The organism is Shimia abyssi (assembly GCF_003014475.1).
Lineage (GTDB): Bacteria > Pseudomonadota > Alphaproteobacteria > Rhodobacterales > Rhodobacteraceae > Shimia > Shimia abyssi.
Genome location: NZ_PYGJ01000009.1, coordinates 1 through 12,149, shown reverse-complemented (window position 1 = coordinate 12,149; position 12,149 = coordinate 1). Strand labels below are relative to the sequence as shown.

Genomic DNA, 12,149 nt, shown 5'->3' with positions numbered 1-12,149 from the left:
CCCTCCGGGGTGTTTCGGAGGCAATGAAAGGGTATTCCCGTGGACATTTCTGTCACGCCTGACGTCTTTAAGCTCGCACAGGTTTTCACGATCTCGCGCGGCTCTCGGACCGAGGCAAAGGTGCTCACTGTACGTGTCACAGATGGCGACGCATCTGGCTGGGGCGAATGTGTGCCCTATGCCCGTTACAATGAAACGCTGGAAAGCGTGACGGACGAGATCATGGCGGTCACGGGCAATATCACGCGGCAGTCTCTTTTTGAGCTACCCGCCGGAGCGGCGCGCAATGCGCTGGACTGTGCGTTGTGGGATCTGGAGTGCAAAAAGGCGGGAAAGCGCGCGTGGGACTTGGCCGGCTTGCCAGTGCCGGGCCCTGAGATCACCGCCTATACGCTGTCTCTCGACACGCCCGAGGCGATGCAGGCACAGGCGGCCAAGCATGCCTTTCGTCCGTTGCTAAAGATCAAGCTGGGCACGCCCGACGATATGCCCCGCCTTGAGGCTGTGCGCGCCGGTGCACCCAACTCGACCATCATCGTGGATGCAAACGAGGGCTGGTCAGCGCAAGTGTACGCCGAACTCGCGCCGCATCTTGTGCGGCTTGGGGTTGCGCTGGTTGAACAGCCGCTGCCCGCGGGTGAGGACGACGCGTTGTTGGGCATGGAGCGCCCGGTGCCTGTATGTGCCGATGAAAGCTGTCACGACCGGAGCAGTCTGCCAAAGCTCAAGGGCAAGTATGATGTGGTTAATATCAAGCTCGACAAAACCGGCGGCCTGACCGAAGCGCTTGCATTGCGTGACGCGGCACTGGCTGAGGGATACAAGGTTATGGTGGGCTGCATGGTCGGCTCCTCGCTCGCGATGGCACCTGCAACGCTGGTGGCGCAGGGCGCGCTGATCACCGATTTGGACGGCCCGCTGCTCCTCGCCGAAGACCGAGAGGCCCCGCTTGCCTTTGACGACAAAGGTGTGCATCCGCCACGTACCGCGCTTTGGGGATAGGATGGTGAACTGCTTATGGCCGCGCGCGTGTTGCTTCGCTAATCTGCGGTTCGTTCATTCAGGAGATTGACCCGTGAAGACCGTGTTTTCTTTTGCCATAGCCTTGGTTTTGGCGTGTGCCCCGGTCGCCTTTGCCAAAGATGCGCAGGGCATTTGGACTGTGGTCCTGACAAACAAGCAAAGCGCCGAATTTCAGGAGCAGAAATCGCAAAAGAAACACACTGGATTTGCGGTGTCCCCTGACGGTGCGTGGGGGCGATCACATGGGTTTGCAAGCAAGGACAAAGCGGCGGCACGCGCCATGTCGTTCTGCCGTTCGTTCATGCGCAAAGGCCAGCGCGATTGCATTTTGTTTGCCGTCGATGGCACGATCGTCGCCCCGGCGGTGGTGAAAACCAAAACCGTCACGGCGCTTTATAAACCAATCAATGCCAAAACCGCCCCTGCCGTTTTTGGCTATGCCCCCGGCGCATTCAAAGGCAACAAAGACGCCGCAAAGGCGGCATATAATGCATTCGAGAAAAACCCCGCCCTGCGCAATTCCATGGCCCGTGATGCCAATCTGGAACGCCTGCTGACCAATCGGACATTAATGACAAAGACAAGCCGCCCGTTTCTGTTGTGGTTCTCCCCCAATGGCGGTGAACAGAATGGTGTTGCCAACAGCGGCATTTTGGTCAGCTATTTCAAAAGCTGGATCGCAACGCCTGATGGTCTTGTCTGTTTGTTCGACGCCAGATGGGATAACGGCAATCCGATTGGCAATCGCTGCCTCTATATTGACAGCATCGAAAATGGCCAGGTGCGCTTTACCTGGGCCTCTTCCATCAACAAGAAGCGCAAGGCAATGCTGCTGGCTGGAGACGCGCGCTTTGCAGCCGCGCGCTGATCCTGTAAACCGCAATCGAAACACACCAAAAGGACGACCCTGCCCATGACCCGCACCGTTTATGTCAACGGCGAATACTTGCCTGAAACCGATGCCAAAATCTCGATCTTTGACCGTGGCTTCCTGATGGCTGATGCGGTCTATGAAGTGACAAGCGTGCTTGATGGCAAGCTGATCGACTTTGAAGGGCACGCTGTGCGCCTGAAACGCTCGTTGGATGCGCTGGACATGGCGGAGCCCTGTACCAAGGACGAGTTGCTGGACATCCATCGCAAGTTGGTGGAGCTGAACGAGATCAACGAAGGGCTTATCTATCTGCAGGTGACGCGCGGGTCAGATGGCGATCGCGATTTTGTGTTTCCGTCCGAAGACACGGCGCCAACCATCGTGCTGTTCACCCAGAACAAGCCCGGATTGGCCGATAGTCCCGCGGCCCGGAAAGGTGCCAAGATCATTTCCATCGACGACATCCGCTGGGGCCGCCGCGACATCAAAACAGTGCAGTTGCTTTACCCTTCGATGGGCAAAATGATGGCCAAGAAGGCCGGTGCCGATGACGCTTGGATGATCGAGGACGGGTATGTGACTGAAGGAACGTCGAACAACGCGTATTTTGTCAAAAACGGCACCATCGTGACCCGCCCATTGTCAAACGACATTCTCCATGGGATCACCCGCAAGGCGGTGTTGCGCATGGCCGAAGAAGCCCAGATGAAAATCGAAGAACGCCTGTTCACCATCGACGAGGCCAAAGAGGCGGATGAGGCGTTTACCACGTCGGCCAGTGCATTTGTGATGCCGGTTGTTGAAATTGACGGTGTTGCGTTGGGAGATGGCACGCCTGGGCCAATTGCGTGTCGTCTGCGCGAGATCTATCTCGAAGAAAGCCGCGCCGCAGCAGTTTGAGGACGCTTTCGGAGGGGGCCAGCCCCCTCCACCCCCGAAGTATTTCCGGCAAGATGAAGAGAGCGGGCCTGCTCTATCATTGTGCCCGGAACACTCGAAATACTACTCGTTCAACGCATCCAGACGTGCGCGGACGCTGAGCCCATGCGCTTCAAGGCTTTCGGAAATTGCTAGAGTCTCTGCCGCTGGGCCTATGGCACGCAGCGCGTCTGGCGTCATTTTGGACAGGGTTGTGCGTTTGACAAAGTCCATAACGCTCAGGCCGGAAGAAAACCGTGCTGAGCGTGCCGTGGGCAGGACGTGGTTTGGTCCGCCGACATAGTCGCCTATGGCCTCTGGCGTGTATTGGCCGAGGAAGATTGCGCCGGCATGGGTGATGTCACGGGCCAGCGCGTCCGGGTCAGCCACACAGAGTTCCAAGTGCTCAGGTGCCATGCGGTTGGACAAAGTGGCGGCCTGGGTCAGATCCGACACTGTGATCACCGCGCCAAAATCGCGCCAGCTTGGGCCTGCAATGGCGCGACGTTCCAACGTTTCCAATCGTTTGTCCACGGCCTCGGCAACGGCACTGCCAAATTCGGCATTATCCGTGATCAGCACAGACTGAGCGCTTTCGTCATGTTCTGCCTGACTGAGAAGGTCCAGTGCGATCCAATCCGGATTGTTGTCTTTGTCGGCGATCACCAGAATTTCGGACGGCCCAGCGATCATATCGATACCTACCTTGCCAAAGACACGTCGTTTCGCGGCTGCAACAAACGCATTTCCCGGGCCAGTGATCTTGTCCACGGGTGCGATGGTTTCTGTTCCGTAGGCCAGCGCTGCCACCGCCTGTGCGCCACCGATGCGATACACCTCATCCACACCAGCCAACCGCGCAGCCAACAACACGAGCGGGTTAGCAACGCCGTCAGGTGTTGGCACCACGATGGCCAGCCTTTCGACCCCGGCAACTTTGGCCGGGATAGCGTTCATCAGAACAGAGGACGGATAAGAAGCGAGGCCGCCGGGGACGTAAAGTCCCGCCGCTGACACGGGCGTCCAGCGCCAGCCCAATGTCGCGCCGCTGGGGTCGGTCCAGCTTTGATCCTCGGGCATTTGGCGGGCGTGATAAGCACGGATGCGATCCGCGGCCAGTTCCAGTGCGGCGCGATCCGTATCTGTTACCTGTGCGCAATATGCGTCGATTTCCTTTTGGGAAAAGGCCAAAGTTTCAGGTGTCAGCTCCAGCCGGTCAAACTTGGCCGTCAGCTCGATTACAGCGGCATCGCCACGCGCGCGGACGTCGGCAATAATACCAGCCACAACCGCGTCCACGTCTGGACTATCCTCGCGCTTGGCCCCCAAAAGGGCGGCAAAGCGGGGTTCAAAGTCTGGATCGGCGGCGTTCAGAAACTGGGGCATCGTGCTCTCCTTTGAGCGCTGAATACCCTCGCCCGACAGGAGGGGCAAGACGCCCCGCAATCACTGCGCTATACGTCGTGCCTGGGCGCGCTGCGAGACGGCGCGGCATAGGGGCGTGTGACGTCTTTCAATGTCATTTCCAGCGCCTCGACCTCAAGTCGGATACCGCCATCCCCGGCAAGGGTCAGTTCGACAAAGCCAGCGCCATCATCGCCCTTTTCAAAGGTCACGGTGAGCACAGACAGAATCGTGTCCGCATCCTGTCGATCTATGCCCTGGCTGGCCACGCGCAACACGTTGTCCACGACCAGCAGCGACTGAACACGTTCAACTGCGCGCTTGCGACGCTCGGCGGCGGGCAGATCCTCCCACCGAAAGCGATTAATCAAAAGTGCAAAGCGGCGCTCGCTCGGGAGCCATTTCATTTCGGTTGCCGGGAACACCGCGTCCTGAACAAGGGTGGACAGGATTTTAACATCCTGATCGTCCATTGCGCCGAGGTTCAAAGGCGCCTCGCGCCCGTCTTCAAAACGTGCGTCTTCGTTCACGATTCTCTCACTCTCTCAATATGGGCGCCGACATTGCCCAGCTTTTCCTCGACCCGCTCATAGCCGCGATCCAGATGGTAGACGCGGTTAACGATGGTTTCGCCTTCGGCCGCCAACCCGGCAAGGATCAGCGATACGCTGGCCCTCAGGTCGGTCGCCATCACTGGCGCCCCCTTGAGCTGATCAACCCCGTGCACCGTCGCAGTGCCGCCCTGCACATCAATAGAAGCGCCCATGCGCACCAGTTCAGGTGCGTGCATAAAGCGATTCTCAAAAATTTTCTCTTCAAGAACCGACGTGCCCTGGGCTGTACACAAGAGCGCCATCATCTGCGCCTGCAAATCAGTAGGAAAACCGGGGAAAGGTTCGGTGGTGACATCCACGGCCTTGACCCGTCCGTTTTTGCGGGCAACTTTCAGCCCGTTTTCGGTCTCGCTCACGTCGATCCCAGCGGCGTGCAGTTTTTCGACAAACGCCGTCACCAGATCAAGCCGACCACCGAGCAGTTCAACCTCGCCACCGCAAAACGCAGGTGCAAGCATGTAGGTGCCAAGTTCGATCCGATCCGCGACAACGGGATGGGTTGCACCGTGCAGGCGGTCAACGCCCTGAATGGTAATCTCGGACGTTCCGTCACCGTCGATCTGGGCCCCCATGGCGCGCAGACAGGTTGCCAGATCAACGATCTCAGGCTCGCGCGCGGCGTTTTTGATCACGGTTGTGCCCTTGGCCAATGTTGACGCCATCAGGATATTCTCCGTGGCCCCAACCGAAGCAAAGGCCAGCTCGATCACCGCCCCCTTCAGACCCTTTGGGGCCTTTGCGTGAAGGTAGCCTTCTTTCAGCTCAATCTCTGCGCCTAACGCTTCTAGCCCATGAATGTGCAAATCCATTGGACGCGCGCCAATGGCACAGCCGCCCGGCAAAGAGACAACGGCCTGCCCCAGCCGCGCCAGCATCGGCCCCAACACAAGGTTTGAGGCACGCATTTTGCGCACGATATCATAGTCTGCGACGTGGTTATCAAGGTTGTGGCTCGACATCGCCACCACCTTGCCATCCTGCAGGCTTGTGACCTCAGCGCCCAGCGACTGAAGCAAAAGGCTCATCGTTTTAATATCGCTAAGGCGCGGTGCATTGGTCAGCGTCAGCGGTTCTTCGCTCAGAAGCGTCGCGGGCATTAGTGTCAGGCAGGCATTCTTGGCCCCGGCGATCGGGATCTGCCCGTTCAGCGGCCCATTGCCGCGCACTACTATCGAATCCATTAGTCCTGCCCTTTACTGCTGTCTGCCTCATCCGGCCCCGGTTGTTTTTCCGCACGTGCACGCGCTTGTGCCTTTCTACGACCCATATTCGCCTTGAGCGCCGCCTTAAGGCGATCTTCGCGGGTTTGGGCCTTTTTGGGCTTAGAGGGGGCTTGCGATTTCCGTTCCATAACCTTTCCTTACATGACGTGTAAAAAAGGGTCCAGATTGGGGTTGCAAGCTTCGCGCTTTGGAGCTACATCCGCCGCCACGGTACGCTGCTGTAGCTCAGTGGTAGAGCGCACCCTTGGTAAGGGTGAGGTCGGGAGTTCAATCCTCCCCAGCAGCACCACAAAAAACTTGTTGAACGCTAAAAGGTTTCGACCTTTTCGTCACAACTGACCCAGAATGGCCTCACAAACATTAACGCAGAATGCAGCAAATTGGGCTATAGCGCCCATACGGGACGATGCTGCAATCCGCACTAAAGTCCGCGATCCTCTTTATGCTTATGCTGGAAATTGGGACAACCGCCCAACTGCGGCATTGGCCAAGAGTGACGGATGCCGTTTTGTGGCCCATCAAAGGCCGCCGTTAAACATCATAACTATATCGAGGACAGACCAAGCTTACCCCACTGGAATTGTGTTCGGTTGTTTGATCACTTGTTGTGCCATTTGATTTGGAGGAAAGCTGATTGCTTTGGCAAGCAGAGCGCGCCCAACCTGACAAAGAAATTGATCAAGTTACGTTTCGTTGTTTTACATTTCGGAGAACAGCAACCGGCCCGACGCAATCATGAAATTGAAAACACTGTTTGTAGTTTCCACGATATTGTCCGTTTCCGTTGCGCTGCCGGCCAAACAGGCCATAGCACCGCAAAACCAGCTAACAGTATACTTGGCAGTCAAGATACTAACGATGGATCCTGGCTCGTCAGAAGTGCCCACCGTCGCGGTTTCGAAAGGCCGCACAGCGGCGTTTGGAGAACTCTACCTGCTCTTCTAGCGTCAGTTGACGAAGTCCCGCTGTTTCAGCAGCAAGGCGTTCCGAATTGAGCCGGAATGCTTTCGCACGTTTTGTCGGATCGCATTCATCTCACAAGGGAGTATTTGTCCACGTGGGGAAGCTTTTCCAAAATTGCGACGTATCCCGCCCAGATGACCAAGCAGCCTAGCTGATGCGGTATCCAATTCAACAAGAGATGCAGCATTTTTGAACTCTCGCCATAGATCTCTCGACTTTAGCTCGGTTCTGTTGGGTACCACCAAGTTGCTTCCGACAACCCCGACACCTGTTGTGAAAACTGCCTTGTTTTCGGTCCGGTAAGCCAATTTATGAGACTGCAGGCCATTTGATGCGATAATCTGACGAAGTTCTGAGACAAATTGTCCAGTTATTGCGTCTCCCGAAAGGGTTAGATCATCGACCCACACAGTATATGCTAAGTTATGTGTTTCACATAGGTCTGAAATTGCGTTGAACATAGGTCGCGGGACAAGCGATGCGAGAACTGGCGTAAGCGGCGAGCCAAAGCAAGCCTTGTCGTCAGCGGTCGCGACATGGGCAATTAATCCAGCGACGTCTCCTGCTATGCCAAACTGCTCAATGAGAGATTTTCGGATCTTGCTGCGAGAGGTTGATGGATAGAACTGCTTGATATCCTGTGTGAGGCATTGGATTGCCTCAAGGTGTGCGGCAGCATTGTCACGCTATGACCGGTGTTTCCTCGGACTCATCGAGTAGCTTGGTTGAACAATCTTATTGAAGTGAAAGTTAAAACGCTCATGAACCGCGCGTAATCGTCCTTCTGGATAGACAAGGTTGCGTGTTTCCCCCCGGTTTCGATGGTTCTACGAACAATGAAGGTTTCTTTAGAACGCGGTGTCGCGAGCTCTTGTAGATCGCTTTTGGTCTCCTTGACCAGAGCGGCAACTTCACGTTGTGTAGGATTTTGCGCGAAGGGAACTGTTCTAATTCGTTCCGCTCGTGGGCCTTAAGAGTTCGACGCTTGGGCATGATCTGGTTCCGCTGGCGTCATCTTTTCCAATAGGTCCAAAGCCTTTCGAGCAACAATCAAATGACCCCACTAACAAGTGCATCCCCCACAATTTCTTCGGCAACGAGACCCGTAGGAATAAGAAAGAAGATCAGCGGTGTTTCACCTCTTACTTGCCGCCCCCAATCCCGAAGGGTTCGGCGCGCGGCCAGCTCCCGTGTCGAGACGCAGATGAAAGACGAAGGCACCTTCACAGAGCCTCTGGCCCCAGTTCTAGTCGGGTTCTTCATACGTAAGGTTCATCAGAAGGGCTTAGGCAAGTGATATTGAAGTCCGGCGCAAGTAAGGTATCTCTTTTTTATAGATTACCTGCGCTACACAGAAACCGCACCGCCCGCAGATGGAGTAGAATATCGCAACCATCAAACAAGTGTTCCCTGCATATCTGGTGTCGATGTGGAGCAAAGTGTACGACTGACACGAACCTCATGCCAAAAACCGTTAATCAGCTGCCGTAAATTTGGCTACGTGGTTCCTGAAGTCGGCACTTATCTTATTCGCGGAGATTGCTCGCGTTATCGAAATGTTAACGCAGAAAAGAAAAGAACCTTGTCGTAAAGGAATGATCACGTGTCATTCATTAACACGGATTCAGTGGTGAGCCGTGTAGGATTCGAACCTACGACCCACTGATTAAAAGTCTTATTACCCCATTTTCGATAGCATTGTAGTCAATTCGATTGGGCAGTATATTTTATTAAATAACAGGAGTTTTTGCGTTCTGAGATTTCTATAAGGCCCTTCCCAACTCACTGCACTTTGCTTACCCTATGCTTACCCTATTCATCTGGAAGCACCATGCCCAACGTCAGATTAACAAAATCAAGCGTCGATCGCCTTTCAGCAACAAACCGGGACATGATCTATTGGGACGACGGTTTGCCTGGTTTTGGACTCCGCGTGAAAACGACCGGTGTCAAAAGCTTCTTAGTTCAATATCGCAACAAACAAACCGGTCGGTCGAAACGCAAGACACTTGGGCGATATGGGCCAACCTTGTCATTGGGCGCGGCCCGCGAAATTGCACGCGCTCTTCTTGCTGACGTGGTGCGTGGCGGAGACCCTGTCGCGGATGCTCAAACGCTTAGGCATTCACCAACGGTGAACTCACTTGCCGCGCAATATATGACCGAACATGCGGAGCCAAAGAAACGTCCCGGTAGCGTTCGGAATGATCGGTCGATGCTGGACAGATACATTCTCCCCAAGCTTGGGGATCTTAAAGTTATTGAAGTAACGCATCAGCATGTTCAGAAGCTTCACAACCAGATGCGCGACACTCCGTATCAGGCCAATCGAACGCTCGCGCTTGCTTCAAAAATGTTCCAACTGTCGGTACGCTGGGGGATGCGAACTGACAATCCCGCGCGCGGTATAGAAAAGTTCCCTGAGGAAAAGCGGGACCGCTGGTTGTCAGACGATGAGCTACAAAGGCTATTGGTGGTTCTGTCAGAGCATCCAAATCAGGTTGCAGCCAACGCTATACGCCTGCAGCTCCTGACAGGCGCACGGATCGGCGAAGTGCTGAAGTCAAAATGGGAAGACTTCGATTTGGACCGCGCGGTCTGGACAAAGCCGTCGCACCACACAAAGCAAAAGCGAAGAGAGCACTTGCCGTTATCATCAGCAACCTGTGATTTACTTTCGGCAATGAGCGCAGGGGACTATCCTGAAAGTCGCTGGTTGTTTCCGGGACGCTCTCCGGACCAACCGTATAAGGATCTGAAGAAGTTTTGGAGCTCGGTCACCACATCTGCAGGTCTTCAAAACTACCGTATCCACGACAATCGGCATACACATGCATCACATCTCGTTTCCAGCGGTCTGAGTCTGCCTATAGTCGGTCGATTGCTTGGACATACAAACCCCTCCACAACCCAACGCTACGCCCATCTTGCAGACGACCCGTTGCGGCAGGCAGCGGACGTGATGGGTAAGAAGATCGGCGGTGACAGTTCCTGAAACCTGAAAACTTTGCTGTGCTGAAGGCACGCGAGCAGCAACTAGACTGCAGCTGTCGGCACGGTGTCGATGTTTGGGAGGGTAGGGACTGTCGAAAGCGGTCATCATTAAATACCACTCGAAGTTCCGCTGTGTGGGACTTAGCTGACGCTCGACCCACCGACCCAGAGGTCTGCTTACAGTTGTTCGTGAAGTGCCCTGATGACATAAGACCGGCGTGATTAAGGCTGTAAGCTGTCCAGAAAAAACTGAACTTCATGCATCATCGTAGTCCAGGTTTCCTCTTGAGGGAGTGGGACATGGTTCCTGCTTTCAAGAGAAACGTATCTTGCGCCCTGAATTTCACTTGCGAGTATTCGTCCCTGTTCGACAGGCTGCATCGCGTCCGAGATCGCATGAATGACCAGCGTCGGCGTACGAATGGACGCTAATAATTCTGAAACATCAAACCGGTCAATTATTTGTCTCAATCGAGCGGCATTTTCCGGCGATATCGTTTCAGTTTGCATCTTCACAAAACTGGCCAATTGCGCGGGCGTGGCGTCCGGCATGAACAGAGTCGAGAACGCATTTACAAATGGGCTGTCCGCCTTGCCCCACCCCGCCCTGATGAGGCCCAGAACAGTTTCTTCATCAATGTCGCCCTGTGCCGCTTCGCGCAATGCGCGTCCCTTCACATACCCGCCGTACAAAACCAATCCGCTGACCCGTTGGGGAAACCTTTGGGCAAAGCGGATCGCCACCGGGACGGCTTGGGATGCTGCAAAGATCGGGAAGCAATCCAATTTATTGGCGTCGGCAACGGCCTTTAGGTCGTCGGCAAAGGCATCAATTTCTGCGCCCTCAAGGTCGCGTGAGGACAGTCCAGTGCCCCTTTGATCGTAGCGGTAAAGCGTGTTTTTGCAATCGAGCGTTTCGATCAATGGCCTCCAGACGGGGCTTTGCCAATCTAATTCCAAGTGCGAAAGCCAATGGGCGACCCGAACCAGTGGCGGGCCATTCCCGCTCTTGGAAAACGCAATTCTTGCACCGCGGGAAGATCGGGTAAATTTGATGTTTTGCGTATCAGAGCGCGAAAGATCGGGCGTTTGCGCGGAGGCTGCGACTGCCTTCACTTCGACATTCAGTTGAAAGCCTCTGCCATGGACCGTCTTGATAATGGCTTGCACCCGCCCGGTGTCACCAACGGCCTTTCGTGCGGCGTTGATCCGTGCGCTTATTGTGGCGTCAGACACGTTTAGCCCTTGCCAAACGGTTTGGACAAGGTCGTCTTTGGTCACCAGCCGACCCTTCTGATCGACAAGTAACAATAACAGATCAAAGACTTGTGGTTCGAGGTGAACCGGGAACCCGTCGTACTCAAAAAGGTGTTTATCAGGGTCGATCAAGCAGTTTCCGAATTCATATGCCATTGCACATTGAACGGGCAAATGACGCCGATACTCAAGGACTTTGGTCCCCGGCAGGGCAGAAATATTGAAATGGCAAGGAGTTCTAAAGGGCGTCTTCAAGCTTTGGCGGCGCGATTGAAGTCCATTGGTGTCAGGACAAATGAGGAGTTCTCGCAATGCAACAAAATGAAACGCCAGACATCAAACGCCGCCCGGATGGGTCAATAGATACAGCCCATTACATCAAAATCGGTCGTCAGGAACGCGCAGATCAGGCGCGTGCATTGGCCACGGCGGCAATGCCAAAGCGGCGCAGCTTCTCATTGCCCTTTTGGTTTCTAAGGACTTCAGGGGCCTGATGAGATCTTTCATACAGTGTGCCGATTTGAGGATCTGGCCAGTTCTCGACTATGGAATCGGCCCTGACCCCAGAAGCCGAAAAGCGTCTTCACAGACAATTCTACGGTTTCTGGGGAACTGGCCATTTTCCAAGTAGAACGTCTCGGCGGTTTTCACTCCTGCATCAAGAAAACGACTGAATGACTTCATTGGGAGACCTATTGCGGCCATTCACCCATTTTGCAGCATCGGTCACACTGGGCTCAAACCTGCCGTTAGCGGCGTCCTGCACTAAGGTCTTCATTGCGTGTGCGGTTTCAACGGGTCGACGCAACACTTTAATCTTTTTGGAAAGATGGAGTGTTGATCATGAAGTACCGGACGCGGACGTTTTATACGGACAAA

At 54.9% G+C, this 12,149-nt stretch carries 11 protein-coding genes and 1 tRNA gene; 7 read left to right on the top strand and 5 right to left on the bottom strand.

All coding sequences use genetic code 11. The features are described 5' to 3' along the window. Positions 1-39: 39 nt before the first annotated feature. From dgcA to CLV88_RS13820, 3 genes are all read left to right on the top strand, one after another. A complete protein-coding gene (gene dgcA, locus CLV88_RS13830; RefSeq protein WP_106609007.1) occupies positions 40-1,002 on the top strand; it encodes an N-acetyl-D-Glu racemase DgcA in 963 nt (320 codons plus the stop codon). Between the two features lie 73 nt (positions 1,003-1,075). Beyond that, the gene (locus CLV88_RS13825) at positions 1,076-1,891 is read left to right on the top strand and encodes a hypothetical protein (protein WP_106609006.1); all 816 of its coding nucleotides are present in this window, start codon (positions 1,076-1,078) and stop codon (positions 1,889-1,891) included. A 45-nt stretch (positions 1,892-1,936) separates the two neighbouring features. Then, positions 1,937-2,797 (top strand): D-amino-acid transaminase, encoded by an 861-nt coding sequence (locus CLV88_RS13820; protein ID WP_106609005.1) that lies wholly within the window; start codon positions 1,937-1,939, stop codon positions 2,795-2,797. Positions 2,798-2,899: 102 nt separating this feature from the next. Here the strand turns inward: CLV88_RS13820 and hisD are convergent, their stop codons facing one another. The 4 genes from hisD to CLV88_RS23035 all read right to left on the bottom strand — a co-directional run bounded on the left by hisD (position 2,900) and on the right by CLV88_RS23035 (position 6,184). Then, positions 2,900-4,201 (bottom strand): histidinol dehydrogenase, encoded by a 1,302-nt coding sequence (gene hisD / locus CLV88_RS13815; protein ID WP_106609004.1) that lies wholly within the window; start codon positions 4,199-4,201, stop codon positions 2,900-2,902. 68 nt (positions 4,202-4,269) lie between these two features. Further along, positions 4,270-4,749 (bottom strand): DUF2948 family protein, encoded by a 480-nt coding sequence (locus CLV88_RS13810; RefSeq protein ID WP_279338354.1) that lies wholly within the window; start codon positions 4,747-4,749, stop codon positions 4,270-4,272. Continuing rightward, positions 4,746-6,014: a UDP-N-acetylglucosamine 1-carboxyvinyltransferase gene (murA, locus tag CLV88_RS13805; RefSeq protein ID WP_106609003.1), complete on the bottom strand. Its 1,269-nt coding sequence runs from the start codon at positions 6,012-6,014 to the stop codon at positions 4,746-4,748. Before murA ends, CLV88_RS13810 begins: the two co-directional genes overlap by 4 nt. After that, positions 6,014-6,184 carry a hypothetical protein gene (locus CLV88_RS23035; RefSeq protein ID WP_165798898.1) on the bottom strand — a complete coding sequence of 57 codons (171 nt, stop codon included), beginning with the start codon at positions 6,182-6,184 and terminating at the stop codon, positions 6,014-6,016. Before CLV88_RS23035 ends, murA begins: the two co-directional genes overlap by 1 nt. A gap of 86 nt (positions 6,185-6,270) precedes the next feature. Between CLV88_RS23035 and CLV88_RS13800 the strand changes: the two genes are divergently transcribed. The 3 genes from CLV88_RS13800 (at position 6,271) to CLV88_RS13785 (ending at position 10,014) form a co-directional block, all read left to right on the top strand. Beyond that, a tRNA-Thr gene (locus tag CLV88_RS13800) sits at positions 6,271-6,345 on the top strand. A 446-nt stretch (positions 6,346-6,791) separates the two neighbouring features. Next, entirely contained in the window at positions 6,792-7,001 is a 210-nt protein-coding gene (locus tag CLV88_RS13795) for a hypothetical protein (protein ID WP_106609002.1), read from the top strand. 1,849 nt (positions 7,002-8,850) lie between these two features. Beyond that, positions 8,851-10,014 carry a tyrosine-type recombinase/integrase gene (locus CLV88_RS13785; protein ID WP_106609000.1) on the top strand — a complete coding sequence of 388 codons (1,164 nt, stop codon included), beginning with the start codon at positions 8,851-8,853 and terminating at the stop codon, positions 10,012-10,014. 221 nt (positions 10,015-10,235) lie between these two features. Here the strand turns inward: CLV88_RS13785 and CLV88_RS13780 are convergent, their stop codons facing one another. Continuing rightward, a complete protein-coding gene (locus tag CLV88_RS13780; RefSeq protein ID WP_165798897.1) occupies positions 10,236-11,402 on the bottom strand; it encodes an alpha/beta hydrolase in 1,167 nt (388 codons plus the stop codon). 179 nt (positions 11,403-11,581) lie between these two features. On the opposite strand from CLV88_RS13780, the gene CLV88_RS13775 reads away from it, so the two are divergent. Continuing rightward, entirely contained in the window at positions 11,582-11,764 is a 183-nt protein-coding gene (locus CLV88_RS13775; protein WP_106608998.1) for a hypothetical protein, read from the top strand. Positions 11,765-12,149 lie beyond the last annotated feature (385 nt).

Excerpts from the sequence above, each read along its gene's own strand:
- CLV88_RS13795 (WP_106609002.1), top strand. The coding sequence starts at position 6,792 with ATGAAATTGAAAACACTGTTTGTAGTTTCCACGATATTGTCCGTTTCC.
- CLV88_RS13785 (WP_106609000.1), top strand. The coding sequence starts at position 8,851 with ATGCCCAACGTCAGATTAACAAAATCAAGCGTCGATCGCCTTTCAGCA.
- CLV88_RS13775 (WP_106608998.1), top strand. The coding sequence starts at position 11,582 with ATGCAACAAAATGAAACGCCAGACATCAAACGCCGCCCGGATGGGTCA.
- CLV88_RS13820 (WP_106609005.1), top strand. The coding sequence starts at position 1,937 with ATGACCCGCACCGTTTATGTCAACGGCGAATACTTGCCTGAAACCGAT.
- hisD (WP_106609004.1), bottom strand. The coding sequence starts at position 4,201 with ATGCCCCAGTTTCTGAACGCCGCCGATCCAGACTTTGAACCCCGCTTT.
- murA (WP_106609003.1), bottom strand. The coding sequence starts at position 6,014 with ATGGATTCGATAGTAGTGCGCGGCAATGGGCCGCTGAACGGGCAGATC.
- CLV88_RS23035 (WP_165798898.1), bottom strand. The coding sequence starts at position 6,184 with ATGGAACGGAAATCGCAAGCCCCCTCTAAGCCCAAAAAGGCCCAAACC.